Origin of the sequence: Aminobacter sp. BA135, assembly GCF_050859125.1 — a bacterium.
In the GTDB taxonomy this organism is placed as follows: Bacteria; Pseudomonadota; Alphaproteobacteria; order Rhizobiales; family Rhizobiaceae; genus Aminobacter; species Aminobacter ciceronei.
Genome location: NZ_CP139572.1, coordinates 4,720,681 through 4,744,509 on the forward strand (window position 1 = coordinate 4,720,681; position 23,829 = coordinate 4,744,509).

The 23,829-nt window shown below is 64.6% G+C and carries 20 protein-coding genes; 8 read left to right on the plus strand and 12 right to left on the minus strand.

Annotation, left to right across the window (positions count from 1 at the left end; genetic code table 11):
- Positions 1-7: 7 nt before the first annotated feature.
- From SLT36_RS22985 to SLT36_RS23005, 5 genes are all read right to left on the minus strand, one after another.
- Positions 8-1,300: an MFS transporter gene (locus SLT36_RS22985; protein WP_432284590.1), complete on the minus strand. Its 1,293-nt coding sequence runs from the start codon at positions 1,298-1,300 to the stop codon at positions 8-10.
- Positions 1,301-1,696: 396 nt separating this feature from the next.
- A complete protein-coding gene (locus SLT36_RS22990; RefSeq protein WP_432284591.1) occupies positions 1,697-2,932 on the minus strand; it encodes a CmpA/NrtA family ABC transporter substrate-binding protein in 1,236 nt (411 codons plus the stop codon).
- Positions 2,929-3,525, minus strand: coding sequence for an ANTAR domain-containing response regulator (locus tag SLT36_RS22995; protein ID WP_432284592.1), 597 nt, complete (start codon positions 3,523-3,525; stop codon positions 2,929-2,931). The genes SLT36_RS22990 and SLT36_RS22995 overlap by 4 nt, the downstream gene beginning before the upstream one ends.
- A 125-nt stretch (positions 3,526-3,650) precedes the next feature.
- The gene (locus SLT36_RS23000; protein WP_432284593.1) at positions 3,651-6,737 is read right to left on the minus strand and encodes an efflux RND transporter permease subunit; all 3,087 of its coding nucleotides are present in this window, start codon (positions 6,735-6,737) and stop codon (positions 3,651-3,653) included.
- Complete coding sequence (locus SLT36_RS23005) at positions 6,734-7,927, minus strand: efflux RND transporter periplasmic adaptor subunit (RefSeq protein WP_432284594.1); 1,194 nt, start codon at positions 7,925-7,927, stop codon at positions 6,734-6,736. Before SLT36_RS23005 ends, SLT36_RS23000 begins: the two co-directional genes overlap by 4 nt.
- A gap of 17 nt (positions 7,928-7,944) precedes the next feature.
- On the opposite strand from SLT36_RS23005, the gene SLT36_RS23010 reads away from it, so the two are divergent.
- Both SLT36_RS23010 and SLT36_RS23015 read left to right on the plus strand, forming a co-directional pair.
- Positions 7,945-8,628 (plus strand): TetR/AcrR family transcriptional regulator, encoded by a 684-nt coding sequence (locus tag SLT36_RS23010; RefSeq protein ID WP_432284595.1) that lies wholly within the window; start codon positions 7,945-7,947, stop codon positions 8,626-8,628.
- A 177-nt stretch (positions 8,629-8,805) separates the two neighbouring features.
- Positions 8,806-9,567, plus strand: coding sequence for a glycosyltransferase family 25 protein (locus tag SLT36_RS23015; RefSeq protein ID WP_432284596.1), 762 nt, complete (start codon positions 8,806-8,808; stop codon positions 9,565-9,567).
- Positions 9,568-9,679: 112 nt separating this feature from the next.
- Here SLT36_RS23015 and smc read toward each other — a convergent pair whose 3' ends face one another.
- The 3 genes from smc to SLT36_RS23030 form a co-directional block, all read right to left on the minus strand.
- Positions 9,680-13,138: a chromosome segregation protein SMC gene (gene smc, locus SLT36_RS23020; protein WP_432284597.1), complete on the minus strand. Its 3,459-nt coding sequence runs from the start codon at positions 13,136-13,138 to the stop codon at positions 9,680-9,682.
- A gap of 60 nt (positions 13,139-13,198) precedes the next feature.
- Positions 13,199-13,942: a DsbA family protein gene (locus SLT36_RS23025; RefSeq protein WP_067964534.1), complete on the minus strand. Its 744-nt coding sequence runs from the start codon at positions 13,940-13,942 to the stop codon at positions 13,199-13,201.
- 143 nt (positions 13,943-14,085) lie between these two features.
- On the minus strand, positions 14,086-14,583 hold the full coding sequence (locus tag SLT36_RS23030; protein ID WP_432284598.1) for a DUF721 domain-containing protein: 498 nt from the start codon (positions 14,581-14,583) through the stop codon (positions 14,086-14,088).
- 56 nt (positions 14,584-14,639) lie between these two features.
- Here SLT36_RS23030 and mutY point away from each other — a divergent pair, with 56 nt between their 5' ends.
- Both mutY and SLT36_RS23040 read left to right on the plus strand, forming a co-directional pair.
- Positions 14,640-15,764, plus strand: a complete 1,125-nt coding sequence (gene mutY, locus SLT36_RS23035) for an A/G-specific adenine glycosylase (protein ID WP_432284599.1) — start codon at positions 14,640-14,642, stop codon at positions 15,762-15,764.
- Positions 15,761-16,372 carry an HAD family hydrolase gene (locus tag SLT36_RS23040; RefSeq protein WP_067964539.1) on the plus strand — a complete coding sequence of 204 codons (612 nt, stop codon included), beginning with the start codon at positions 15,761-15,763 and terminating at the stop codon, positions 16,370-16,372. Before mutY ends, SLT36_RS23040 begins: the two co-directional genes overlap by 4 nt.
- A 152-nt stretch (positions 16,373-16,524) precedes the next feature.
- Here the strand turns inward: SLT36_RS23040 and SLT36_RS23045 are convergent, their stop codons facing one another.
- Entirely contained in the window at positions 16,525-17,658 is a 1,134-nt protein-coding gene (locus SLT36_RS23045) for a site-specific DNA-methyltransferase (RefSeq protein WP_432284600.1), read from the minus strand.
- 172 nt (positions 17,659-17,830) lie between these two features.
- On the opposite strand from SLT36_RS23045, the gene SLT36_RS23050 reads away from it, so the two are divergent.
- Together SLT36_RS23050 and SLT36_RS23055 are read left to right on the plus strand one after the other, a co-directional pair.
- Complete coding sequence (locus SLT36_RS23050) at positions 17,831-18,520, plus strand: HAD family hydrolase (RefSeq protein ID WP_432284601.1); 690 nt, start codon at positions 17,831-17,833, stop codon at positions 18,518-18,520.
- Positions 18,521-18,536: 16 nt separating this feature from the next.
- The gene (locus SLT36_RS23055) at positions 18,537-19,820 is read left to right on the plus strand and encodes a glycosyltransferase family 4 protein (RefSeq protein ID WP_432284602.1); all 1,284 of its coding nucleotides are present in this window, start codon (positions 18,537-18,539) and stop codon (positions 19,818-19,820) included.
- 5 nt (positions 19,821-19,825) lie between these two features.
- On the opposite strand, the gene SLT36_RS23060 is transcribed toward SLT36_RS23055, so the two are convergent.
- Positions 19,826-20,731: an alpha/beta fold hydrolase gene (locus SLT36_RS23060; protein WP_432284603.1), complete on the minus strand. Its 906-nt coding sequence runs from the start codon at positions 20,729-20,731 to the stop codon at positions 19,826-19,828.
- A gap of 83 nt (positions 20,732-20,814) precedes the next feature.
- Here SLT36_RS23060 and SLT36_RS23065 point away from each other — a divergent pair, with 83 nt between their 5' ends.
- Positions 20,815-21,396, plus strand: a complete 582-nt coding sequence (locus tag SLT36_RS23065; RefSeq protein ID WP_432284604.1) for a CGNR zinc finger domain-containing protein — start codon at positions 20,815-20,817, stop codon at positions 21,394-21,396.
- A 4-nt stretch (positions 21,397-21,400) separates the two neighbouring features.
- On the opposite strand, the gene SLT36_RS23070 is transcribed toward SLT36_RS23065, so the two are convergent.
- Positions 21,401-22,282, minus strand: a complete 882-nt coding sequence (locus SLT36_RS23070; RefSeq protein ID WP_067964550.1) for a LysR substrate-binding domain-containing protein — start codon at positions 22,280-22,282, stop codon at positions 21,401-21,403.
- Between the two features lie 140 nt (positions 22,283-22,422).
- Here SLT36_RS23070 and SLT36_RS23075 point away from each other — a divergent pair, with 140 nt between their 5' ends.
- Positions 22,423-23,118 carry an FMN-dependent NADH-azoreductase gene (locus SLT36_RS23075; protein ID WP_432284605.1) on the plus strand — a complete coding sequence of 232 codons (696 nt, stop codon included), beginning with the start codon at positions 22,423-22,425 and terminating at the stop codon, positions 23,116-23,118.
- A 101-nt stretch (positions 23,119-23,219) separates the two neighbouring features.
- Here the strand turns inward: SLT36_RS23075 and SLT36_RS23080 are convergent, their stop codons facing one another.
- Entirely contained in the window at positions 23,220-23,816 is a 597-nt protein-coding gene (locus SLT36_RS23080; RefSeq protein WP_432284606.1) for a hypothetical protein, read from the minus strand.
- Positions 23,817-23,829: the final 13 nt, after the last annotated feature.

Below are 23,829 nucleotides of genomic sequence, written 5' to 3' on the forward strand. Positions count from 1 at the left end.
GACGGTGTCACTGGGCAGCGAAGGTCAGCGGCTCGCCGGCGCCGTCGCGCGACATCCTGCGGACCGACAGGTGCATCCAGGCCAGCGACGCCAGGACGATGGCAAACAGCAGCATGAAGCAGCTCGACCACAGGCCGGTGAGGTCGTTGAGGGCACCGAAGGCGATGGGCAGGATGAAGCCGCCAAGGCCGCCGATCATGCCGACGAGGCCGCCGACGGCGCCGACATTGTCAGGATAGTAGGCCGGGATGTGCTTGTAGACGGCGGCCTTGCCCAGGCTCATGAAGAAGCCGAGCACGAAAGCGACGACCATGAAGGCGATCGGCCCGACCTCGAAGTGGAAGGACATCGGTCCGCTGATGCCGTGCACGACATAATCGGCCGTCGGCAAAGACAGGATCAGCGTGGCGATCGCCGAGACGCCGAAGGTCCAGTACATCACCGTGCGGGCGCCGACGCGGTCGGAGAGGATGCCGCCATAGGCGCGGAAGATGCTGGCCGGGATCGAATAGGCGGCACCGATCATGCCGGCGGTGACGATGTCGAAGCCATAGACGCCGATCAGGTAGCGCGGCAGCCACAGTGCCAGGGCGACGAAAGCGCCGAAGGAAAAGAAATAGTAGAGGCCGAAGCGCCAGACCTGGACGTTGCGGAGCGGCGCGAACTCGGCCCAGAAGCTCTTTGCCTGTCCGCCATGGACGCGGCGCTGGCGGATGACCGGATCGTCCTCGCTGCCGAACCAGAAGATGAAGGCCATGAAGCCGAGGCAGGCGGCCCAGATCAACGCCACTTCCTGCCAGCCGCCGGCGAGCAGCACGAAGGGTGCCAGGAACTTGGTGACGGCGGCGCCGACATTGCCGACGCCGAAGATGCCGAGTGCCGTGCCCTGCTTTGCGGCGGGGAAGAAGCGCGAGACATAAGCGACACCGACGGCGAAGGAGCCGCCGGCAAGGCCGACGCCGAGGGCGGCGATCAGCATCTGGGTGTAGGTCTGGGCGAAGGCCAGCGCAAAGGTGGCGATGGCCGCCGCCAGCATTGTCGCGGTGTAGACGAGACGCCCGCCGAAACGGTCGGTCCAGACGCCGAGCACGATGCGCACCAGCGAGCCGGTCAGGATCGGCGTGCCGATGAGCAGGCCGAACTGGGTCTCGGAGAGGCCGAGCTCCTGCTTGATGCGCACGCCGATGATCGAAAAGATCGTCCACACGGCAAAGCAGACGGTGAAGGCGATGGTGGAGATGGCAAGCGCCCTCACCGGAGCATTGTCCTGGCTGGGCGCGGCTGGGGGGTTGGTGGTCATTGTCGGCTCCGTTGGGCGGCGTGGGAGGCGCCGCGCTGATCTGGATCGCGAAAACAAAAAAAGCTGCCGGCCAGGGTCGCGCGTCCGTACATCCGGGATCGCGGTCATCTGGTCGGCAGCTTCGCCTGGGGCGCCCGCCATTGGACGCCGATATGTCTGGCCCTGCCGCATCGTGCTCACCGAAACTCGATCTCGAGTTTCAGGCCGATGCGGTGGCCTCGTCTATTGCAATGCACAAGCCGTGCCAGTTTGACTGATCACGGCTTTCCTTTTTTATTTTCAGATGCTTATGTAAAATCAGCCGCATCGGCTGCCGAATTACAGGCGATCAATCGATAGCCAACTCACGTCGGCATCTGCCCAATTTATGTGCAGTGCACAACAATTGACGACCGATCAGCCGGCCACGTTCCGCTGGGCAGCGATATAGCCGTCGAGATCGTCGGGATCGAACAGGCCGCCGTCAAAGAACCCGTCCGGCCCAAGCATCAGGCTGGCGCCGGCCGAGCCGACCGGCGTCGGCACCGGCAGCGCACCTTCGACCTTGGCATTGGCGCCTGGCAGTGCCGCCCCCAGCGGCTTGAGCGCGGTGCGGTAGAGGTCGGGACGGTAGGTGTCGCGGGCGATCGTGGCATTGGCGGTGGAATGCTCCACCTGGCCCCAGCGCACCATCTGGCTGTAGAACCACAAGGCATGGCTCTTCCACGGGAAGGTCGCGGCCTTGGCCTGCGGCACGAAGAAATCGTCGACGTCGACGACTTTGTCCACTGCCGTGCCGAGATGGCCTGACAATGCCGGCAGCATCCATTCGGCCGGGCGCCCGACATAGGCAGGCGCCGACATGATGCCGGCAAGCTCGGCGTGATTGGCCGGTTCCGCGCACCACTGCGCCGCATGATGGATGGCGCGAAGCAACGCCTGCAGCGCCTCGGGATTGGCCTCGCTCCAGCGCGCGTCGGCGCCGAGCACCTTTTCCGGGCTCGAACGCCAGATCTTGGCCTTGACCGTGGCGATACGGCCATGTCCGAGCAGGACGGCGGCGGTGTTCCAGGGTTCGCCGGCGCAGAAGCCGTCGAGCGAACCCGAGCCCAAGGCGTCGGCCATCAGCGGCGGCGGCAGGATCACGATCTCGACGTCGCGGTCGGGATCGATGCCGCAGCCGGCGAGCCAGTAGCGCAGTTCGTAGTTGTGGCCAGAATGCGGATGGACGACGCCGAGGCGCAGCGGCGCAGCATTGCTGCGGGCGCGCTCGGCGACCACGGCCCTGAACGCGTCGCCGGCGGCGCGTGGCGAAAGATCGCCGCTTGCGCCTTGGGCGGCCATGTCGCGCCAAAGCGCGTTCGACACGGTGACGGCATTGCCGCCGAGGCCGAGCGCCATCGGCACGACGGTTGTTGCCGCCAGCGGGGTCAGGCCGAGATTGCAGGCGATCGGCATCGGCGCCAGCATGTGCGCGACCTGGAAATGCCCGACGGCGAGCCGGTCGCGGATGTTGGCCCAGGAGGTCTCTCGCATCAGGGTGAGATCGATGCCTTCGGCTGCCGCAAATCCCTTCTCCCTGGCCGTGACTAGGAGCGCGCTGTCGAGCAGCGGCAGGAAACCGGCCGAGATTTCGAAGCGGGCATCGCTCATGCGTCGTCTCCCAAAAGCCCGGCGGCGGTGACGAGGCTCTGCGCGATCTCCGACAGCTTGCGGTTCTGGTTCATCGCCGCCTTGCGCATCAGCCCGTAGGCCTCTGTTTCGGAGATGCCGCGCGACTTCATCAGGATGCCCTTGGCGCGGTCGATCACCTTGCGGTCCTCGAGCTCGCTGCGCGCCTCCTCCAGCTCGCGCGCCAGCCGCGAAAACGCGTTGAAACGGCTGACGGCCATGTCGAGGATCGGCTTGACCCGCTCACGCTTCAGTCCGTCGACGACATAGGCGGAGACGCCGGCGTCGACGGCGGCCTCGATCGAGGCGCTGTCGGAGCGGTCGACGAACATGGCGATCGGCCGCTTCACCGCACGTGACAGCTGGAACATGTTTTCCAGCATGTCGCGGTTGGGGTTTTCGAGATCGATGACGATGACGTCGGGATTGGTCTCGGCGATGCGGCGCCCGATGCCCGCCACGTCATGGACCAGCGTGACGTCCTCATGCCCGGCCTCGCGCAGCCCCGCCTCGATGATCGAGGCGCGGATACGGTTTTCGTCGATGACGAGTACCCGGAGCGCGGCGGTCTTCATGCCCTTCTTCTTTGCGCGCCGGCTGCCATTGTGCAATGCAAAAATTCAGCAAACCGGCGCAGAGAGCCCGCCAAGGCAGAAGGCCCCGGATCGCTCCGGGGCCTTCTTCATTTCAGATCGTCCGCTCAGTGATGATGGGCGGGTTCCGCCATCTGCGCGGCATCGGGTTCCTCGACATGGGCGGCGAGGTCCTTGCGCGAGATGAAGGTGTAGAACATCGGCACCACGAACAAGGTGAAGATTGTGCCGACGATCACGCCGCAGAAGATCACCAGGCCCATCGAATAGCGCGCGGCGGCACCGGCGCCCGAAGCGATGATCAGCGGCACGACGCCGAGCGCCATCGCCGCCGTGGTCATCAGGATCGGCCGCAGGCGAACCTTGGCCGAAGCGATGATCGCCTCGCTGCGTGACAGCCCGTGCTCCTCACGTTGCTGGTTGGCGAATTCGACCAGCAGGATGCCGTGCTTGGTGATCAGTCCTATCAGTGTGATCAGACCGACCTGGGTGTAGATGTTGAGCGTGCCAAGCCCGAGATTGAGCGGCACGATGGCGCCGAAGATCGACAGCGGCACCGACATCATGATGATGAAGGGGTCGCGGAAGCTTTCGAACTGCGCCGCCAGAACTAGGTAGATCACCACGATGGCGAGGCCAAAGGCGATCAGGATGGTGCTGCCCTGCTCGCTCTCCAGGCGCGACTGGCCGGAATAGTCGATGAAGAAACCGGCCGGCAGCAATGGCCCGGCAATGTCTTCGATCACCTTCAGGCCATCGCCGGTGGTGACGCCGGGCACCGGCAGTGCCGAGATCGTCGCCGAGTTGAGCTGGTTGAACTGGTCGATGGAGGCCGGCGAGGAGTTGGTCTTGATCTCCACCACCGCCGACAGCGGCACCATCTGCCCGTTGACGCTGCGGACGAAGAACTCGCCGAGCTTCTCGGGATTGTTCCGGTATTCCTCCGGCACCTGCATTATGATGTCGTAGCTGTTGGAATCGCGGTCGAACTCGGCAATCGAACCGCCGCCGACGAGCAGGCTGAGTGTCGTGCCGATGTCGCGCACCGACAGGTTGAGCGCTGCCGCCCTGTCGCGGTCGATGGTCACGGTGACCTGCGGCGCATCGAAGGACAGCGAGTTCTGCACGACAATGAAGCGACCGGAGGCCTGCGCCTTCTGCTTGATCTGCTCCGCCACCTCGAAGACCTGGCTTGGATCGCCGGTCGACTGGATGACCATCGAGATCGGCAGGCCGCCGCCGGCGCCCGGCAGCGAGGGCGGTGCGAACACCAATGCCTCGACGCCGCTGACCTTGGACAGGCGCGCCTGGATATCCGCCTGAATCTCCTTCTGCGAGCGCGTGCGGTCGGCCCAGTCCTTGAGCACCCAGACGGAGAAGCCCGAATTGGTGCCGCCGCCCATGCCAACGATCGAGAAGCTGGTCTTGAGCTCCGGCAGGTCCTTGGTGAGGTCGCGGATCTGGTCGGTGTACATGCTGGTGTACTCGGTCGTCGCATAACGCGGCGCCGTCACCAGCGCAAACAGCGCACCCTGATCCTCTTCCGGCGCCAGTTCGTTCGACGTCTTGAAGAACATGAAGCCGGTGACGCCGACCAGCGCGACGACGATCAGCAATGTCACCGGGCGATACTTCAGCGAGCCGGCAACCAGCCGCTCGTAGCGGTTGGCGATGCGCTCGAAGGTGCGATCGACGGCCTGCGCGAAGCGGCTGTGGTTGCCGGCCTTGAGCATGCGCGCCGACATCATCGGCGTGATGGTCACGGCGATGAAGCCGGAGAGGACGACGGCACCGGCAAGGGTGACGGCGAACTCGCGGAACAACGAGCCTGTGAGGCCGCCGGTGAACATCAGCGGCGCGAACACCGCCGCAAGCGTAATGGTCATGGCGACCACCGGCCCGAAGATCTCACGCATGCCCTTGAATGCCGCCTGCATCGGCGACATGCCGTCCTCGATGTGGCGGTGGATGTTCTCCACCACCACGATGGCGTCGTCGACGACAAGGCCGATGGCAAGCACCATGGCGAGCAGCGACAACAGGTTGATCGAATAGCCCATCATCAACAGGATGAAGCAGACGCCGATCAGCGATAGCGGGATCGTCACCACAGGCATCAGCACCGAGCGGAACGAGCCCAGGAACAGCAAAATGACGACGACGACGATGGCCACCGCTTCGGCGATGGTCTTGAACACCTCATCGATCGAGGCGCTGATGGTCTCGGTCGAGTCATAGACCATGGTGATGGTCATGCCCTGCGGCAGGCTGGCGCTGATCGCCGGCAGTTCCTTGATGACGGCGGCCGCCGTGTTGAGCGGGTTGGCCGACGGCGTCGGGAAGATGCCGATAAAGGTGCCGGGCTGGCCGTTGAAGTTGACGACGGTGTCGGTGCTTTCGGCGGCGAGTTCGACATGGGCGACGTCACGCAGCCTGACGACATTGCCATTGTCCGACTTGAGCGGCAGTTCGCCGAAGGATTCCGGCGTCTGCAGCGTCGACTTCATGGTGATCGAATAAGCGACGTACTCGTTCTTGGTCTTGCCAGGGGCCGACAGGAAGTTGGACGCGTTGATCGCCTGGAGCACTTCGGCTGCGGTCAGGCCACGCGCGGCGAGCTTCACCGGATCGACCCAGACGCGCATCGAATAGTTGGCGGCACCGAGCACCTGGACTTCGGCAACGCCCTCGATCGTCGACATGCGCGGACGGATGACGCGCTGGATGTATTCGGTCAGTTCCTCCGAGCTCATGTTCGGGTTCTGCATCGCCAGATACATGATGGCGAATTGCTGGCCCGTGCCCTTGACGATGGTCGGGTCCTTGGCGTCGGACGGCAACTGGCCGCGCACCTGCTGGACCTTGGACATCACCTCGGTCAGAGCCGTGTCGGGATTGGAGCCAAGCTCCATCTGCACGGTCACCGTGCTCGACGACGGCCGGCTCTGCGACGTCACGTAGTCAATGTTTTCGGTCGTCGCCACGGCGGCGGCGATCGGTGCGGTGATGAAACCCTGGATCAGGTCGGCGCTGGCGCCGGGATAGACGGTGGTGATGGTGATCACCGTCTCCTCGACCTTGGGGTACTGGCGCACCGACAGGTTGAACAACCCCTGGAAGCCCAGGAGCAGGATCATGAAGGCGACCACCGTCGACAGGACGGGGCGGCGGATGAAGATGTCTGAAAAACTCATTTTGCGGCCGCCTTGGCGTCAGCAGAGGTGATCGGCGACACCGTGTTGTCGACCTTGACGGGGCTGCCATTGGTCAGCCTGTTCTGGCCGGCAATCACCAGTTCGTCGCCGGCCTTGACGCCTTCGATGATCTCGACGCGGCCTTGCGAACGGCGGCCGACCTTGACGAAGACCTGGCTGACGGCGAGCGCCGGTTCAGCCTTGGCGTTCGCAGCGGCAGCCGGTGCCTCGGCAGCCGCCGCCGGGGCGGCAGCACCCGCGGCAGCCTCAGGCTTGGCCTCGGCTGGCCGCACGACATAGACATAGTCGCCATAGAGGCTGGTGGTCAGTGCCGTCTGCGGCACGGCCAGCACGCCATCTTCTCTGGGCAGCTCGACACGCACGCGCACGAACTGGCCGGGGCTCAGCTTGCCGTCGGGATTGGTGATCTCGGCACGGACCGAAACGAGGCGGCTTTGCGGATCGACCTTGGGATCGATACCGGTAACAGCGCCCTTGAACGGCATGTCGTCGGCGGTCACGCCGAAGCCCACAGGCTGGCCCATCTTCAGCGAACCGAGCTGCTGCTCGGGAACGGAGAAGTCGGCCCGCATGGTGTCGAGGTCCTGCAGGGTGGCGACGATGGTGCCGGGAGCGAGATACTGGCCGTCATCGACCTTGGGAATGCCGATGGTGCCGGAGAACGGGGCACGCAGTTGCTTCTGGTCGAGCACGGCCTGCAGCTTCTGCACCTGCGACGCCGAGGTCGAAGCGGTGGCGCGGGCGGCATCGAGGGCCACTTCCGAACCGACGCCGCGGCGCTGAAGCTCGATGGCGCGGTCGAGCGACTGCTGGTCGAGCGCGGCCTGGGTCTTGGATGCGGCGAGGTCCGCCTGCTGGACGGTGTCGTCGAGTTGGATCAGCACGTCGCCCTTGTTGACGCGCTGGTTGGCGACGAAATTGATGTCCTTGATGATGCCGGCCTGCTCGACAGTCAGGTCGACGCCCTGCGAGGCATTGACCGTGCCGATGGTTTCGATACCCGGCGTCCACGGTGCCGGTTCGACCTTGGCGGTCGCCACCGTCACCGATGCCACCGGCATGTTGGCGAAGAACTGCTGGATCGCATTGTCGCGGAACATATTGAACCCGACGATACCGCCACAAACAAGGACAAGCAGAACGAGAGCGATGATGAGACGCTTGATCAAAGGAGACCCCAATCGATTTGGAACCGCATATCCCCGGATGGGTTGCGGTGCACAATGAACCCATTTTGGCGAAAACCCAAGGGCGGCGGGCTTACTGTACCGTCTGGACGGTATTGTCAACATACGATAAAGTGAACTTTCAGGAGGTAGCGCCGATGGCTGGTCATCGACCGAGTTCACGCGACAAGATTCTGGCCGCGGCCAGCGAGCTGGCCGACATCGTCGGCCCGGGCAACTTGTCGCTCGACGCGGTGGCCCAGCGCGCCGGCGTGTCGAAGGGCGGATTGCTGTATAATTTCCCGACCAAGGCCAAGCTCATGCAGGCGCTGGTCCAGGACTATCTCAAGAGCTTCGAGGACGCGCTGGAGGCAGAGGCGTCAAAGCACGGCGATGCCACCAAAAATAGTCTGACCGCCTACATTGAACTGTCGGCGCGGGAGTGCGAACAGAAGCAGCCGTCAGCGGCCGGAGTGCTCGCAGCACTTGCCGAAGACCCCGATTTTCTCAATCCTGTCAGGGACTTCAAGCGTCAGTTGCTCGACCGCCTGAAGTCGGAAACACCCGATACCGCCAAGCTGATGGTGGCGTTTCTGGTCATTGAAGGGCTGCGCAGCATGAAGCTGTTCGACATGGACATATTGAACGACGACGAGCGCAACATGGCGCTTTCCTACCTGCTCGGCGAAGCCGCGGCTTCGTAAGCCGGTCGCGTCAGGCGAAACGCTGCTTTTGCGACATTTGCCATTTTCCTACTATACGTTGCGTCGAGTTTATGAGATTCAACCACCGCACAAAATATCGTTGCATTCGAACGCGTGGCCATGTTGCCCAATGGTTGCGCGTAGTTTAGCGGTACACGCATATAAGCGAGCCACTATATGACTTCGTCGTTGCCGGTCACCTTTGTCGTGACAGTGGATGCCGAAGCTGGGCCCCGGCGCAAGTCGGCGAACGCACAGCTTTCAGCACTTTCGTGGCCCTTCGCGTTCGTCGAAGGCCTTACCCCTCAATGTGCTGAAACCATTCAGCTTTACGACGCCAGGCAGAACCGCAAGCATTCCAAGCGCCCGCTGGCGCCGGCCGAAGTGGCGGCCTATGCCAGCCATCGCAAGGCGATGCGCGCCTTCCTCGACACCGATGCGCCGACGGCTCTTATCCTCGAGGACGATTTCCGCCTGCTGGAGCCGGGAGCCTTTGCCGCCCGCATAGCGGCGCTGCAGCAAGCGCCTGTCGAATGGGACATCCTCAAGCTGTTCGATTTCCAGGATCGGCCGGTGGTGGACTCCGTCGCCGTCGCCGACATCGCCATCGTTTCGCATGGCAGCCCGACTGCCGGCATGGTCGGCTACCTCATCACGCGGCGTGGCGCGGAGAGTTTCCTGAGCCGGGCCACCGTCTACCGCCAGATCGACGAAGACATAAAGTTCTTCTGGGAACTCAAGCTGCGCGTGCTCTCGGTCAAGCCCAATCTGGTGACCGACGTCAGCGCCGAACTCGGCGGCAGCCTGATCGAGGCCGATCGCAACGAGGTCAAGCTGAGGCGGCATTGGACTGTGTCGGTCAAGGCGCTCGGCCAGACCGCGCTGCGCCAGATCAACTATCGGCGCCACCGCAAGCACTACAGCCTCAAGCTCAAGTAGCGGCGTTCGGACCAGCGCGCATCGTCGAGGAGTCAGAGCAGTTCGCTGCGCGAACGCAGATCAGCTCGCTGCGCGAGCGATCGGGAGCAGCTCGCTACGCGAGCGCTGGAGATCAACTCGCTTCGCGGAGAGATTCGGCAGCCTGAAGGTCGACCGAGACCAGCTGGCTCACCCCCTGCTCAGCCATGGTGACGCCGAACAGGCGGTCCATGCGCGCCATGGTGATGGGATTGTGGGTGATGACGACGAAACGCGTCTCGGTCGATGCCGACATCTCGTCCATCAGGTTGCAGAAGCGCTCGACATTGTGGTCGTCGAGCGGCGCGTCGACCTCGTCGAGCACGCAGATCGGCGCCGGATTGGTCAAAAACACCGCAAAGATCAGCGCCATCGCCGTCAGCGCCTGCTCGCCGCCGGACAAAAGCGTCATCGTCTGCGGCTTCTTGCCGGGCGGGCGGGCGAGAATTTCGAGACCGGCTTCGAGCGGATCTTCCGACTCGATCAGCTGCAACTCGGCGGTGCCGCCGCCGAACAGATGGGTGAACAGGCGCTTGAAGTGGCCGTTGACCAGATCGAAGGCGGCCAGCAGGCGCTCGCGGCCCTCGCGGTTCAGGCCCTGGATGCCCTGGCGCAGCTTGCGGATCGCCTCGATGATGTCCTCACGCTCGGAGACGATCGCCTCCAGCCGGTCGGACAGCTCCTTCTGCTCTTCTTCGGCGCGCAAATTGACCGCGCCCAGCCGCTCGCGCTCGATCTTCAGCCGCTCCAGCGTCCGCTCGACCTCGCCGGGATCGGGCATCTGATCGTCGGCTTCGAGACCCGTATGCTTGATCACCAGATGTGGCGGCGTCGCCAGCACTTCCTGAATCCGCGCCTCGACCTCGCGCCGACGTTCGTCGGCGGCGGTCAGGCGCTCCTCGGCGCGGGCTCTTGCTTCGCGCGCCTCGGCCAATCCCTGGATGGCAGCGGTTGCGGCCTTGTCGAGAACGGACTGCTTGTTCTCCGCCTCCTGCAGCCGGTCGGAGACTTCCTTGCGCGTGGCCTCGGCGCGCGTCAGCTCCGACATCAAGGTTCGGCGGCGGGCGTCGAGTTCGTCGGGCGCCTCGGCCAGCGTCTCGCGTTCGGCGGCTGCTTCCTCGCGCCGCTCAGCCAGCGCCTCGACCTGCTCGGCGGCACTTTCGGCGCGCAGCACCCAGCTCTGGCGCTCGGCGGCGATCGCGCTGAGACGGCGCCCCCTCGCCTCGGCTTCACGGTTGAGGCCGTCATGCACGGCGCGTGCATCGGCAACCGCGGAGCGATCGCGCGCCACCGCACCGGACAGCTGTTCGAGCCGCGCCTGCAGGTCGGCAAGATCAGGTGCCGAGCCCAGCATGTCCTCGGCTTCAACATAGCCGGCCTGCGCTTCCTCATGCGCATCGGCGACGCGCGCGCGGGCTTCATCCAGCGCCGCGCGACGGCTGGTCAGTTCGCCCGCGGCCTTTTCGGCCTGTGCAAGTGCGTCGCGCGCCGCACCGACATGGTGCTGGGCGTCGCGCCATGCCTGCCGCGCCTGGCGTTCGGCCTCGGTGTTTTCGCGAACGGCGTTTTCCGCCCGCGCCAGGGCCTCCTCGGCGGCGCGCACGACAAGCGTCGCCTGGACCGCTTCGGCGTCGAGCTCGGCGAGCCGGTTCTTCTGGGCGAGGCGCTGCGCTGCTGCGGTCGGCGCGTCGGCGCTGGCCGTCAGCCCGTCCCAGCGCCACAGCCCGCCCTGCCTGCTCACCAGCCTCTGGCCCGGCGCAAGCAGCGGCTGCAGCCTTGTCGCATCGGCGGCATCGACGACGCCGATCTGCGCGAGACGGCGGGCCAACTGATGCGGCGCGCGCACGACCTCGGCGAGGCTGCGCACGCCATCGGGCAGCTTCGGATCGCTCGGAGCCACCTTGGCATCACCCCAGTGTACGGGTGCTGCGCGGTCGAGCGCTGCTTCGAGATCGTCGCCAAGGGCAGCACCCAGGGCTGTCTCGAAGCCGCGCTCGACGCCGATCTGCTCCAGCACCGCCGGAAAGAGATCGCCAGACGCGGCGTTGATGATCTTGGCCAGCGTGCGTGCTTCGGTTTCGATCCCCGCCAGATCGGCCTTGGCTTCCTGCAGCGGCGTGCGCGACGAAGCCTCGGCCTGGCGTGCCTCGGTGACGGCGCGCTCGGCCTCGGTTGCCGTAAACTCGGCTTCCTCGAGCGCTTCCTGCGCCGCCTCGGCCAGCATCTGCTTTTCCGCCGGATCGGCCAGCGCCGAAATGCGCGCCGCAATCTCGCCGGCCTCGCGGTCGAGTTCGGCAAGCTGGCGGGCGAAGCGGTCGCGGCGTTCGGCAGCGTCGCGCATGGCGCGTTCGGCCTGGGTGCGGCCGGCAGCCGCCTCGGCGCGTTCGGCGGTCAGGCGGCCAAGCTCGGCCTCGGTCAGCGCCAGCGTCGCCATCGCCTCTTCGAAGGCAGCGCGCGTATGCGTCTCGCGGTCGGTCGCGCCGGCATTCTCGTCGTTGAGCGCCTTCTCCTCGGCATCGAGACGCGCCAGGATCGCCGCATTGTCGCCGATCATGCGCTGTTCGCGGGCGATGTCGGCATCGAGCTGCTGCAGGCGGCGGTCGAGCTCGCTCTGGCGTGAATTGATGCGGCCGGCTTCTTCCTCGAGCTGCGAGCGCGCAATAGAGAGGCGCTGGAAGGTTGCGGCGGCAGCAGCCGCGGCGTCGCGCATCTCGGGCAGTTTGTGGGCGCCGACGGCCTGGTCCTTGGCCGCCGCCATCTGCGAGGCGGCGCGGTCACCGACTACAGCGGTGGCGGTGGCCAGCGCCGATTGCGCCTCGCCCTCCTGCGCCTTGGCCAGCGTCCAGCGCAGATGCAGCAGCGTCGCTTCCGCCTTGCGAATGTCGGCCGACAGGTTCTTGAAGCGTGACGCCTGGCGCGCCTGCCGCTTCAGGCTTTCGATCTGGCTTTCCAGCTCGCCGACGACATCGTCGAGGCGCTCGAGATTCTGTTCGGCGGCGCGCAGGCGAAGCTCGGCTTCGTGGCGGCGGGTGTGCAGACCGGAAATGCCGGCGGCCTCTTCGAGCAGCGCGCGGCGTGCCTGCGGCTTTGCCTGGATCAGCTCGCCGATGCGGCCCTGCCCCACCATCGAGGGCGAGCGCGCGCCGGTCGACTGGTCGGCGAACAGCAGCTGCACGTCTTTGGCGCGGGCTTCCTTGCCGTTGATGCGATAGACGGAGCCGGCCTCGCGCTCGATGCGGCGCGACACCTGCAGCTCGTCGGCATCGTTGAAGGAGGCGGGCGCGGTACGGTCGCTATTGTCGAGGAACAGCGTCACTTCGGCGGTGTTGCGAGCCGGGCGCGTTCCGGAACCGGAAAAGATGACGTCGTCCATGCCGGAAGCGCGCATGTTCTTGTATGAGCTTTCGCCCATCACCCAGCGCAGCGCTTCGACGAGATTGGACTTGCCGCAGCCATTCGGCCCGACGATGCCGGTCAGCCCGCGTTCGATGACGAACTCGCCGGGCTCCACAAAGGATTTGAAACCGAGAAGGCGGAGGCGCGAAAACTTCATTCGCGCCAGTCCGCACGGAAGGGTGCACCGAAGCCGTGTCGCCTCGGTGCCATGGGCCTATCAGAGCATGCCGTCGATAACCGCCGACATTTCCTCAATCGTCATTGCCCCCTTGTAGACTTTCCCGTTGATGAAGAAGGTCGGCGTCGAGTCGACCTTGAAATCGTTCTCGCCGCGGGCGCGCACAGCCCTGATATCGTCCAGAAGCTTCTGGTCAGTCAAGCAGGCCTCGAACGACTCCTGTGTAAAGCCGGCGAGCTTGGAGATCTGCAGCAGCGCGTCCTTGGGGTTCTGCGAACCGGCCCAGCTCTGCTGCTGCTTGAACAGAACGTCGACCATCGGGAAGTAGTTGTCCTTCGAGCAGCGTGCCAGCATGAAGCCGGCCTCGGCCAGCGGGTCGAAGGGGAACTCGCGATAGATCAGGCGAGCCTTGCCGGTGTCGATGTATTTGGTCTTCAGCGCCGGCAGCGTCGTCTCGTGGAAATGCGCGCAGTGCGGGCAGGTCATCGAGGCGTATTCGACGATGGTGACGGGCGCATCGGCCTTGCCGAGCTGCATGTCAGGCAGGGTGCCGGCCTCCAGCAGCTTGGCCATGTCGACCGAGCCCTGTGCCTCGGGCACCTTCACCGCCTGAACAGGCGTTGCCGGTGCGGCCGGCGTGGCAGCCGGCGTCGCCGGCTCGGCAGGCTTGGGCGTCGCTGCGTTGGCCTGCTCGCCGGAGTCGCTGCAAGCGGAGAGCAGCGCCGCGGCCGAAACGGCTGCGAGCCCGGTAAGTGCGGTCCTGCGAGAAATCGAACGAAGCATACGAATCACCTGACGATGGTTGGATTTTGCAATGTGCGGTTACGTGAAAGCGATAGTTGGCGCGAATTAAGGCATGGCTGTCCCCAAACCAATCGCAATTTGCCGCAGTTTCAATCACGAAAGCGCGAGAAAGCCGGCATTTTCTACTTTCGGCTGCCCAGGATGCTCGCGCCCAGCTTTTCCAGCGACGCTCGCAGTCCTTCATCCTCGATGAGCCTTACTGCGCCGGTAAGCTTGCCCTGCTCCGCATCGGTCAGCTTGCGCAGGCGTGGACGCGGCTTGGCACCCGTGTTGGCCACCGGCTTCTGCACGATGCGGATGCGACCGATGGCGTTGAAGCCGAGAAAGGAATTGACCCTGCCGATGATCTCGCCGGTTTCATGCTGGAGATGGAGTGCTGCCGGCCCCGAACAGGCGACGATCAGCACCGCCGGCTCGAACGGATCATCCTCATGCATGCGCCGCGGCCACTGGATCTTCTCGGGCCGCGTGTTGTGGGCCAGGCGTGGGCCGACGATCTCTTCCCAGGACTGGACGAGCCCGACGGAGATGCCGGTGCGCTTGCGCAGGACGGGATCGAGGATGGCGCTTGCCAGATCGCTGACCGGAACGGGATTGCCCGTCCATCTTTTCCCTGCCATGTCGTTCTCCAGGTAACCTTGTCGACATGTAAAGCCGAAGGCAGTTCCGACCACCAATGGCATCCCCAGCACCGACCCGCAAGCATGCCGACGCCGCCGACAACAGGATCGCCGCCGATCTGCTCGGCTGGTACGATGCCAACCATCGCGAACTGCCCTGGCGGATGCCGCCGCGTGAGCTCGCCAAGGGCCTGAGACCCGATCCCTACCGCGTCTGGCTGTCGGAAATCATGCTCCAGCAGACGACCGTCGAGGCGGTGAAACCCTATTTCAGGGCCTTCCTGGAGAAATGGCCCGACGTGGCCGCGCTTGCATCAGCCGAAACCGAAGACGTCATGAAGGCCTGGGCCGGCCTCGGTTATTACTCCCGCGCCCGCAACCTCAAGCTTTGCGCCGAGACTGTCGCCGCCCTGCCCGGCGGCCAGTTTCCTGAAACGGAGGATGGTCTGCGCGCCCTGCCCGGCATCGGGCCGTACACGGCGGCTGCCATCGCTTCCATCGCCTTCATGCGGCCTGCGGCAGTGGTCGACGGCAATGTCGAGCGCGTGGTCACACGGCTGTTCTCGATCTCGACGCCGCTGCCGGAGGCCAAGCCGGAAATTCGCGCCCATGTCGAACGCATGCTGGCTGTCGCACGGCCCGGAGATTTCGCCCAGGCGATGATGGATCTCGGCGCCACCATCTGCACGCCGCGCCGGCCGCGCTGCATGTTGTGCCCGCTGCGCGCCGATTGCAGCGCGATCGTCAATGGCGACCCCGAGCTCTATCCGGTCAAGCCGCCCAAGGCCGAGAAGCCGATGCGACGCGGTGCTGCCTTCGTCGCCGTCACGCCTGATGGCTCCGTGTTGCTGCGCAAGCGATTGGGCAAGGGCTTGCTCGGCGGCATGACCGAAGTGCCAACGACAGGCTGGACCTCGCGCATCGACGGCGCGACGGACACAGACAGCGCGCCTTTTCCCGCCCAATGGCGACGCGCCGGCAGCATCAACCATGTCTTCACCCATTTTTCGCTCGACCTCGAGGTGTTCCGCGCCGACGTCGCATCGCGAACCGCGCTCGACGGCCACTTCTGGTCGGCGGCAGACGAGCTCAATGGCGAAGCCTTGCCAACGGTCATGAAAAAGGTCATCGAAGCTGCCATACCCGGCGCAACGAAACGAGCACACCAGGGAAAGTCATGAGCGAGATCCGCCATATCGTCTACGACATCGGCAAGGTTCTGATCCATTACGACCCAGATATCCCTTTCAGCCGTATCATTCCCGATGCAGTCGAGCGGCGCTGGTTCTTTGACAATGTCTGCACCAGCGAGTGGAATATCGAGCAGGACCGCGGCCGAAGCTGGGAAGAAGCCGAGGCATTGCTGATCGCCGACTTCCCCGAGCATGAAAAGAACATTCGTGCCTTCCGCCAGCACTGGCATGACATGGTGCCGCATCACTATGAAGACAGCGTCGCGCTGATGGAGGGTCTCGTCGCTGCCGGCCACGACGTCACCATGCTGACAAACTGGGCCTCGGACACGTTCCGCGAGGCGCGCGGCCGTTTCCCGTTCCTCGAAACGCCGCGCGGCGTGACGGTTTCAGGCGATGTCGGCCTGATCAAGCCGGACCGGCGCATCTATGACCTGCATGTCGAAACCTTCGGGCTCGACCCAAAGGCTTCGCTGTTCATCGACGACAGCCAGAAGAACGTGAATGCCGCCATCGACGCCGGCTGGCAGGCGGTGCTGTTCACAAATGCGAAAACGCTCGAGGCGGACCTCGAGCGTCTCGGGATCGGACGGTGACTGGAAACCGGCCGATCAGCGAACCCGGACTGGCTAGTTTGGCTGCCGGAATTCGATTGCTATGGCAGGCGCGGCGCGGTCGCTGAAGGTCCAGAACCGGCGACCGATGATGCCTGAACGCTCGCGCCGGACGATCCGGCGCGGCTGAAGCTTCAGGCGCCCGCCTTTTCCATGCCGACACGGACGATGCGGCGCAGCTCGTCGATCTGGGTCAGTCCGCCGGCACGCTCATAGTGCCAGAAGGTCCAGCCATTGCAGGCGTCGAGCCCCTGGACCGAAGCGCCGACGCGGTGGATCGAGCCGGCAGTGTCGCCGATCGCCAGCGTGCCGTCGGCGCGGACCTTTGCCGCCCAGCGTTTCTTGGCATCGTACAGCGTCGCTCCAGGTGCCAGCAGGCCCATGTCGAGCAGGCTGCCGAAAGCGACACGCGGCTCGGCGCGCTTGCCGGTCAGCACCGTCAGCGACGGGCCGTCGAGCGGACGCACCGAGGCGATGCGCTCGTTGGCGGCGTCGATATAGGCCTGTTCACGCTCGATGCCGACGAAGTGGCGGCCGAGACGCTTGGCAACGGCACCCGTCGTTCCCGAGCCGAAGAACGGATCGAGCACCACGTCGCCCGGCTTGGTCGAGGCCATCATGATGCGGGCCAGAAGCGCTTCCGGCTTCTGCGTCGGATGCAGCTTGTTGCCGTCGTCGTCCTTCAGGCGCTCGCCGCCGGTGCAGATCGGAAACAGCCAGTCCGAGCGCATCTGGACGTCGTCGTTGGAGGCCTTCAGCGCGTCGTAGTTGAAGGTGTAGTTCTTGCCCTTCTGGTCGCGCGAAGCCCAGATCATCGTCTCATGGGCGTTCTGGAAACGGCGGCCGCGGAAGTTCGGCATCGGGTTGGTCTTGCGCCAGACGACGTCGTTGAGGATCCAGAAGCCGAGATCCTGCATCGTCGCGCCGACGCGGAAGATGTTGTGATAGGAGCCGATGACCCAGATCGTGCCGTTGGGCTTCAGCACGCGGCGGGCGGCAAGCAGCCAGGCGCGGGTGAAGGCGTCGTAGGCGCCGAAGCTCTCGAACTGGTCCCAGTGGTCGTCGACCGCGTCGACCTTCGACTGGTCCGGACGATGCAGGTCACCGTCGAGCTGCAGGTTGTAGGGCGGATCGGCGAAGATGACGTCGATGGAGTTCGCCGGCAATTTGTCGAGCGCCGCCACGCAGTCGCCCTTGATGATGGTGTCGAGCCATTCGGACGGCTTTGGCGTGCGGGAAAGCTGGTCGAGAGGACGCACTGCTGACATTCTGATACCCGGGATGACGCGTTACTATTTACTCGCCGTTATGGTTACCGATCAGCGTAAACAATTGATGAAGCGAGCGTTCTAATTTGCGGATCGGGCTGGAATGGTGTAGTTGCCGCGCCTTGAACTTTTCCGTCCGCGCCCCGACGGCGCCCCAGCTTCCCGGACTGCCATGACCCAGCCAGACCTAGTGATATTCGATTGCGACGGCGTGCTCGTCGATTCCGAAATCATCGCCGCCCGCGTCGAAGCAGAACTGCTGACCGCAGCCGGTTTTGAGATATCTGCTGAAGAGATCGCCGAGAGTTATGCCGGCCTGACCTTCAAGGACATCATGCTGAAGATCGAGGAGAAGGCGGCCATCCCCTTCCAGGCCTCGCTGATCAGCCAGGCCGAGGAGCTTGTCGACCGCAAACTGAAGACCGACGTGCGCGCCATCGACGGCGTTCACGAGGCCGTTGCCGCCGTCACCGCGCCGCGCTGCATCTGCTCCAACTCGACCAGCGAACGCATCGAGATGATGCTCGACCGCACCCGCATCCTGCCGCTGTTCAACGGCCGCATCTTTTCGGCATTGGAAACGCCGAGCAAGAGGCCGAAGCCCGCGCCGGATGTCTTCCTGCACGCCGCAAAGACCTATGGCGCCGACCCGGCCAGGATCTTTGTCATCGAGGATTCGGTGCACGGCATTTCGGGCGCCGTCTCGGCCGGCATGCGTGTCATCGGCTTTACCGGCGGCGCCCACAGCTATCCCGGACATGCCGACATGTTGACCGAGGCGGGAGCCGAGACGGTGATTCGCCGCTGGGCCGACCTTGGCGGCGTGATCCAGGCACTCAGCATGTGGTCGGAACACGCCTGAGACACGCGGCCGCGCAATGAGCAAGCGGCTGCTGCTGATCAGCGAGAGCGTGGGGACGCCGACGCCGGCGCGCGGCATTCTCAACTACAGCGCCGGCCTGCTTGCCTGCTGCAAGCGCCTCGGTGTCGAAACGACGCTGCTCGTCGAGACGCAGCAAGCGGCCCCGTCGTCGCCTGACGAGATCATCCGCTTCCTCGTCGAAGGCACTGTCGATGGCGCTATCCGTCACAGGCCGCATTGGAAACATCTCTACGTAAAATACGTCCAGTCGCGGCGCCAACGTGGCCGATCTGCGGTCTCCTCTCGACTGCCGGTGCGCAAGCTGGTCCCTGCCGCGACGCCGGGCCGCCCCACGGAGATGGACAAGGCAGCGCCGCACCTTGCCTGGATCGATGCCTTCATGCCCGTCGCCGGCTTCTACAGCGACAGTACCTTGCGGGCGTCCTATGACTTGCCGCCTCCGGCTGTCGACGCACGCGGCTTCGACATCGTGCTGATGGACGCCTTCCACTACGTGCAACCGGTTACGGACCAAGGCGCGCGGGTCGTGCTGGTGATCCACGACCTCATCCCGCTCGACGAGCTCTCGGGACGCTACAGGTTCACTTTCGAGCAGAAATTCGGGACGGCTCTCGACGAGGCGACCGAGTTGATGTTCGTCTCGGCAGCAACCAGGGACGAATTCAACAGCCGCTTTCGCGACCACGCTGCAAGACTGCCTGCGTCGCTCTTCCCGCCGGTCATTCGGCCCGATCTTCAGTCGGCCGCACGGACTGCAAGCGCCACACCGAAACCAGAGCGGCCGAGATTCGTCTCGATCCTCTCCAACGAACCGCGCAAGAACATCGCCCTTCTGGTCGAAGCCTTCGCCGGCATGGCAGACCGTGCCGAGCTGGTGATCATAGGCAGCGTCCCGGCCAGCAATTTTCCACGCGCCGGCTCAAACGTCCGTTTCGTCGGCCAGATCAGCGATGACCACAAGGCCGAGCTGCTGCGCTCGGCCTCGGCCCTTGTCTTTCCAAGCCTGAGTGAAGGCTTCGGCATTCCCATCGTCGAAGGTGCCTTGTTCGGGCTACCGGTCATCTGCTCGGACCTGCCGGTCTTCCGCGAGATAGCAGGCGATCTGGCGATCTTCTTCGATCCGCGCAGCGTCGCAGATCTCGTCCGGCGGCTGGACGAGGTCGCCTCGAGCCCCGCCCTTGTCGGGCAGCAGGCGGCAGCCCTGCGTGACCGCTGCGTCGCCAGATATGGGGTGGAGGCCGCAACGGCGAGGCTGACAAAACTCCTCGCCTTGCAGTAGGGCGACTAGCTGCCGGACCACGTCCGATCGACAAAATCGGCGATCAGCGGCACGATTTCGGGCAGCTTCTCCTCCAGGGCGAAATGCCCGGTCTGAAACAGATGCAGTTCGGCCTCCGGCACGTCGCGAAGGAAGGCATGGGCGCCCGGCTCCGGGAAGAACGGATCGTCCTTGCCCCAGACGACCAGCGTCGGCGGCTGGTGCTGCCGCAGCCAGGCCTGCCATTCGCCGTAACGCGCGACGTTGCTGTGGTAGTCGAACGCCAGGTCGACCTGCGGCTGCTTGCGACCGGGCTGGTCGAGGAAATGCTGGTCGAGCGTCCAGCCGTCCGGCGCCAGCAGTTCCAACTGTCCGACACCGGTCTCGTACTGGAAGCGCGTACCTGAAAGCGTCAGCAGGTCTCGGATCTTCTGCTCCGCGTCGGGCTGATCCGGCCGCAAGGCGATGAAGTCGCGGGCACCGTCCGACAGGCCCTCTTCATAGGCATTGCCATTCTGGACAATCAGGCCGGCAAACCATTCGGGATGCCGCGTCGCCAGGCGAAAACCGACAGGCGCGCCAAAGTCGAAGAGATAAGCGACGAAGCGGTCCAGCCTCAGTCCCTTGACGAAGCCTTCCATCGTGTCGGCGAGGCGGTCGAAGCTGTAGCCGAACGTGCCGCCGGCGCTTGTCGGGAGCGGCGCGTCGCTGTGGCCAAACCCGGGATAATCGGGCGCGATGACCCGGTAGCTGTTGCCGATGGCGTCGATCAGTCGGCGGAACTGGTGCGAAGCCGAGGGAAAGCCGTGCAGCAACAGCAGTACCGGCGCGTCAGGGCTGGCTTGGGCCGGGATCGACTCGCGGTAGAAGACGCGGATGCCATCGACGTCGAGATAACGATGGGCCACGCGAGGAAAAGCCAGGATTGTCATTTCACATGCCTTCAATGTAGAACTACGCATTAGCAATCTTGGCCGAATTACCTAATGTGTCAATGGCAATTTTTGGAGTTAGCATGAGCGCCGACATCCCCCCTCTCACCGGCGAGCTGCTTGGGCTGGACCTGATCAACACGCGCGCACGCAGCGGCACGGACAGCATCGACCATCTGGCGACGCCTGACGGGTTGCGGACCTGGGTGGCGCTGCAGGGCGAGCAGCTGGCACAATATGGCGGGGATGTTCTGGCAGAGGCGTCGCAAGCCGACCTCGCCGCCATTCACGCGGTACGCAAAACTGCGAGCCAGCTCGTCGACGATATCAGGCACGGCAAGGCGCCTTCAGACGCCAGCCTGCGCGAACTCAACCGGACGCTGTCTGCTGCGCCGGTTCATCTCGAACTGCGATGGTCGGGGTCGTCAATGGCGGTGGCGCCAAGGCGCACCGGCTCGGTCATCGCCGATCTCGCCGCGCATCTTGCCGAAGCAGTGGCACTTGTGCTGACCGACCCCGGCGTCGGCACCATCCGCAAATGCGAAGCCGAGGATTGCACCATGCTTTTTCTGCCGGCGAGCAGTCGCCGCCGCTGGTGTGCTGCGGCGCGCTGCGGCAACCGCATGCGCGTCGCGCGCTACTACCAGCGCCACAAGGACAGCTGAACGTTCAGTGCCCGGAACCCAGCGCATCGAGCAGCCACTCGCTCAGCATGCGCACCTCCGGCCGCGGCGTCCTGGGATGGACGAGGTGGAAATCATAACCATCGATGGTCGGCCCGAACGGCTGGACCAGAACGCCTGACGCAAGATCGTCGGCGACGAGCACGAGGCTGAGCAGCGCCACTCCCTGCCCGGCCACCGCCGCCTGCACGGCATGGCCGTCGTCGTTGAAGCTGATGCCGGCATCGGCGTCGACGCCGTCAACCGCAGCCGCGTCGAACCAGCGCCGCCATGTCGGCGTGTCGGCATTCGGGTGCCTCCATCGCGAATGGAGCAGCGTGACATGGCGCATGTCGTCAAGCGTCTTCAAGCCCAGGCGGGCACTGCACACCGGAGCGAAGCGATTGGCCATCAGCCAGGTCGAACTGAGATCCGGAAAGGGCCCGCGACCATACCGCACCGCAGCGTCGGCGATGCCGGTGCGAAAATCGACAGGATCGTCCGACGCATGCAGGCTGAGGTCGACAGTTGGGTATCGCTCACGGAACGACGCCACCCGTGGCACCAGCCAGCGCGCGGTGAATGAGGTCGTGGCCGAAAGCGTGACCACGCTGCGGCGGCGCTCCGAGACACGGTCGAGCGCTTCGGCGAACGCGTCGAAACCGTCGCGCAGCACCGGGTAAAGCTCACGCCCCTCACGCGTCAGCACCACCTGCCGCGTGCGGCGATCGAACAGCCGCAAGGCCAGAGTTTGCTCCAGCAGCCTGATCTGGTGGCTGATGGCGGTTGGCGTAACCCCCAGTTCCCAAGCGGCCTGCTTGAAGCTCGCATGACGGGCGGCGGCCTCGAAGGCACGCAGCGTCGCAAGCGGAGGCAGTTGGCGATGCATGATTTCAGCTCATCCATTGCATGACGAATTCGATTTCGCCACGCACCATATCACCCATTATTTTCATATGGAACGCGAGCGGCACGCCAATGCACCGCGCGCACTCACATGAATTCCTCTATCTTATGGGAACCCCTGAAATGACCCGGATCCTGCATATCGACGCCAGCGCTCGGCCGCATTCTTCAGCCGAGACTCCGTTCGGATCGCACAGCCGGCGCCTAGGTGCGCGTTTTGCGCTGGCATGGCGCACTGCCCATGGCAGCGATGAAAACATCGTCTATCGCGACGTCGGCCAGCAGCCGCCACAGCCGGTGTCAGGTGCCTGGATCCACGCCGCGTTCACCAAGCCCGAGCAGCGCCTGCCTTGGATGAGCGAGACGCTTGCCGAAAGTGATGTCTTGATCGACGAGTTGCTTGCGGCCGACATCATCGTTGCCGGCGTGCCGATGTACAATTTCGCGCCGCCGGCACAATTCAAGGCGTGGATCGACAACATCGTGCGGGTCGGCCGCACCTTCGGCTTCGACCGGTCGCGGCCAGGCGATCCCTACTTTCCGCTGCTCGCCGGCGCCGAAAAGACACTCGTCATCCTGTCTTCGCGCGGCGACCACGGCTATGGCGAGGGCGGCAGGATCGAGGCGCTCAACCACGTCGAGGCCAGCATCTCGACCGCCTTCAACTACATCGGCATCACCGACATCAGGTCGGTGGCAATCGAGTTCGACGAATTCGCCGACCCCAGACTAAAGGCGTCGATCGAAAAGGCCGAAGCCGAGGTCGACGCGCTTGTCGAGACACTGGTCAGGGAACGACAGCAGCGAAACGCCGCTTGAGGCATTGCCGGCGCCTGCGTCCTCCTTTGGACGCGGGCGCTTCTGGCATGCGAACCGGTGCTGCGTGCTTCGCGACGGCTCCGGATCGTCTGGCCGAGACGTTACTGCTTGGCGGGCTTCTTCGCCGGACCTTCGTCGTAGCCGACATAGATCACGATGTCGCGCGCCGTCGGATTGGGGATGTTGATGTTCGGCACGGTGAACACCCACTGTGTCGCCACCGACGGATCGGTCACCTGCACGGCGTTCTTGTGCAGCTCGGAATAAAGTACCTCCTCGCCACGGGTCACCGCGACGCGGATCGGCATGGTGATCGTACCGGCACCGCCGGCAGGACCGACAACGACCTTGCCGGCAACGCCGACCTTGATGGTCATCGTGCCATCGGCGCGCGTACAGCTGCGGGTGACGTCGGTGATCGCCGACTGATGGACGAGCTTTGCCGGGTCGTCCTGACCGCCCTTGGCATAGCTGTTGAAGAAGGCAGTGCCGTCACGCAAGGTGATGTTGGGGCAGTAGGCGAGCAGCTCGCTGGCCAGGATCTTGCCCTCTTCGGCCGCGACCACCTTGGGATCCTTCGGGGCGGGAGGGCTAAAAAAGCCGCCGCTGCCGCCTGATTGGCAGCCTGTGACGGCGAGCATAAAGCCGGCGGTCGCCAAAGCCGTCAGAAAACGGCCGTCGATCAAACGAAACACCATGAACTGCACTTCC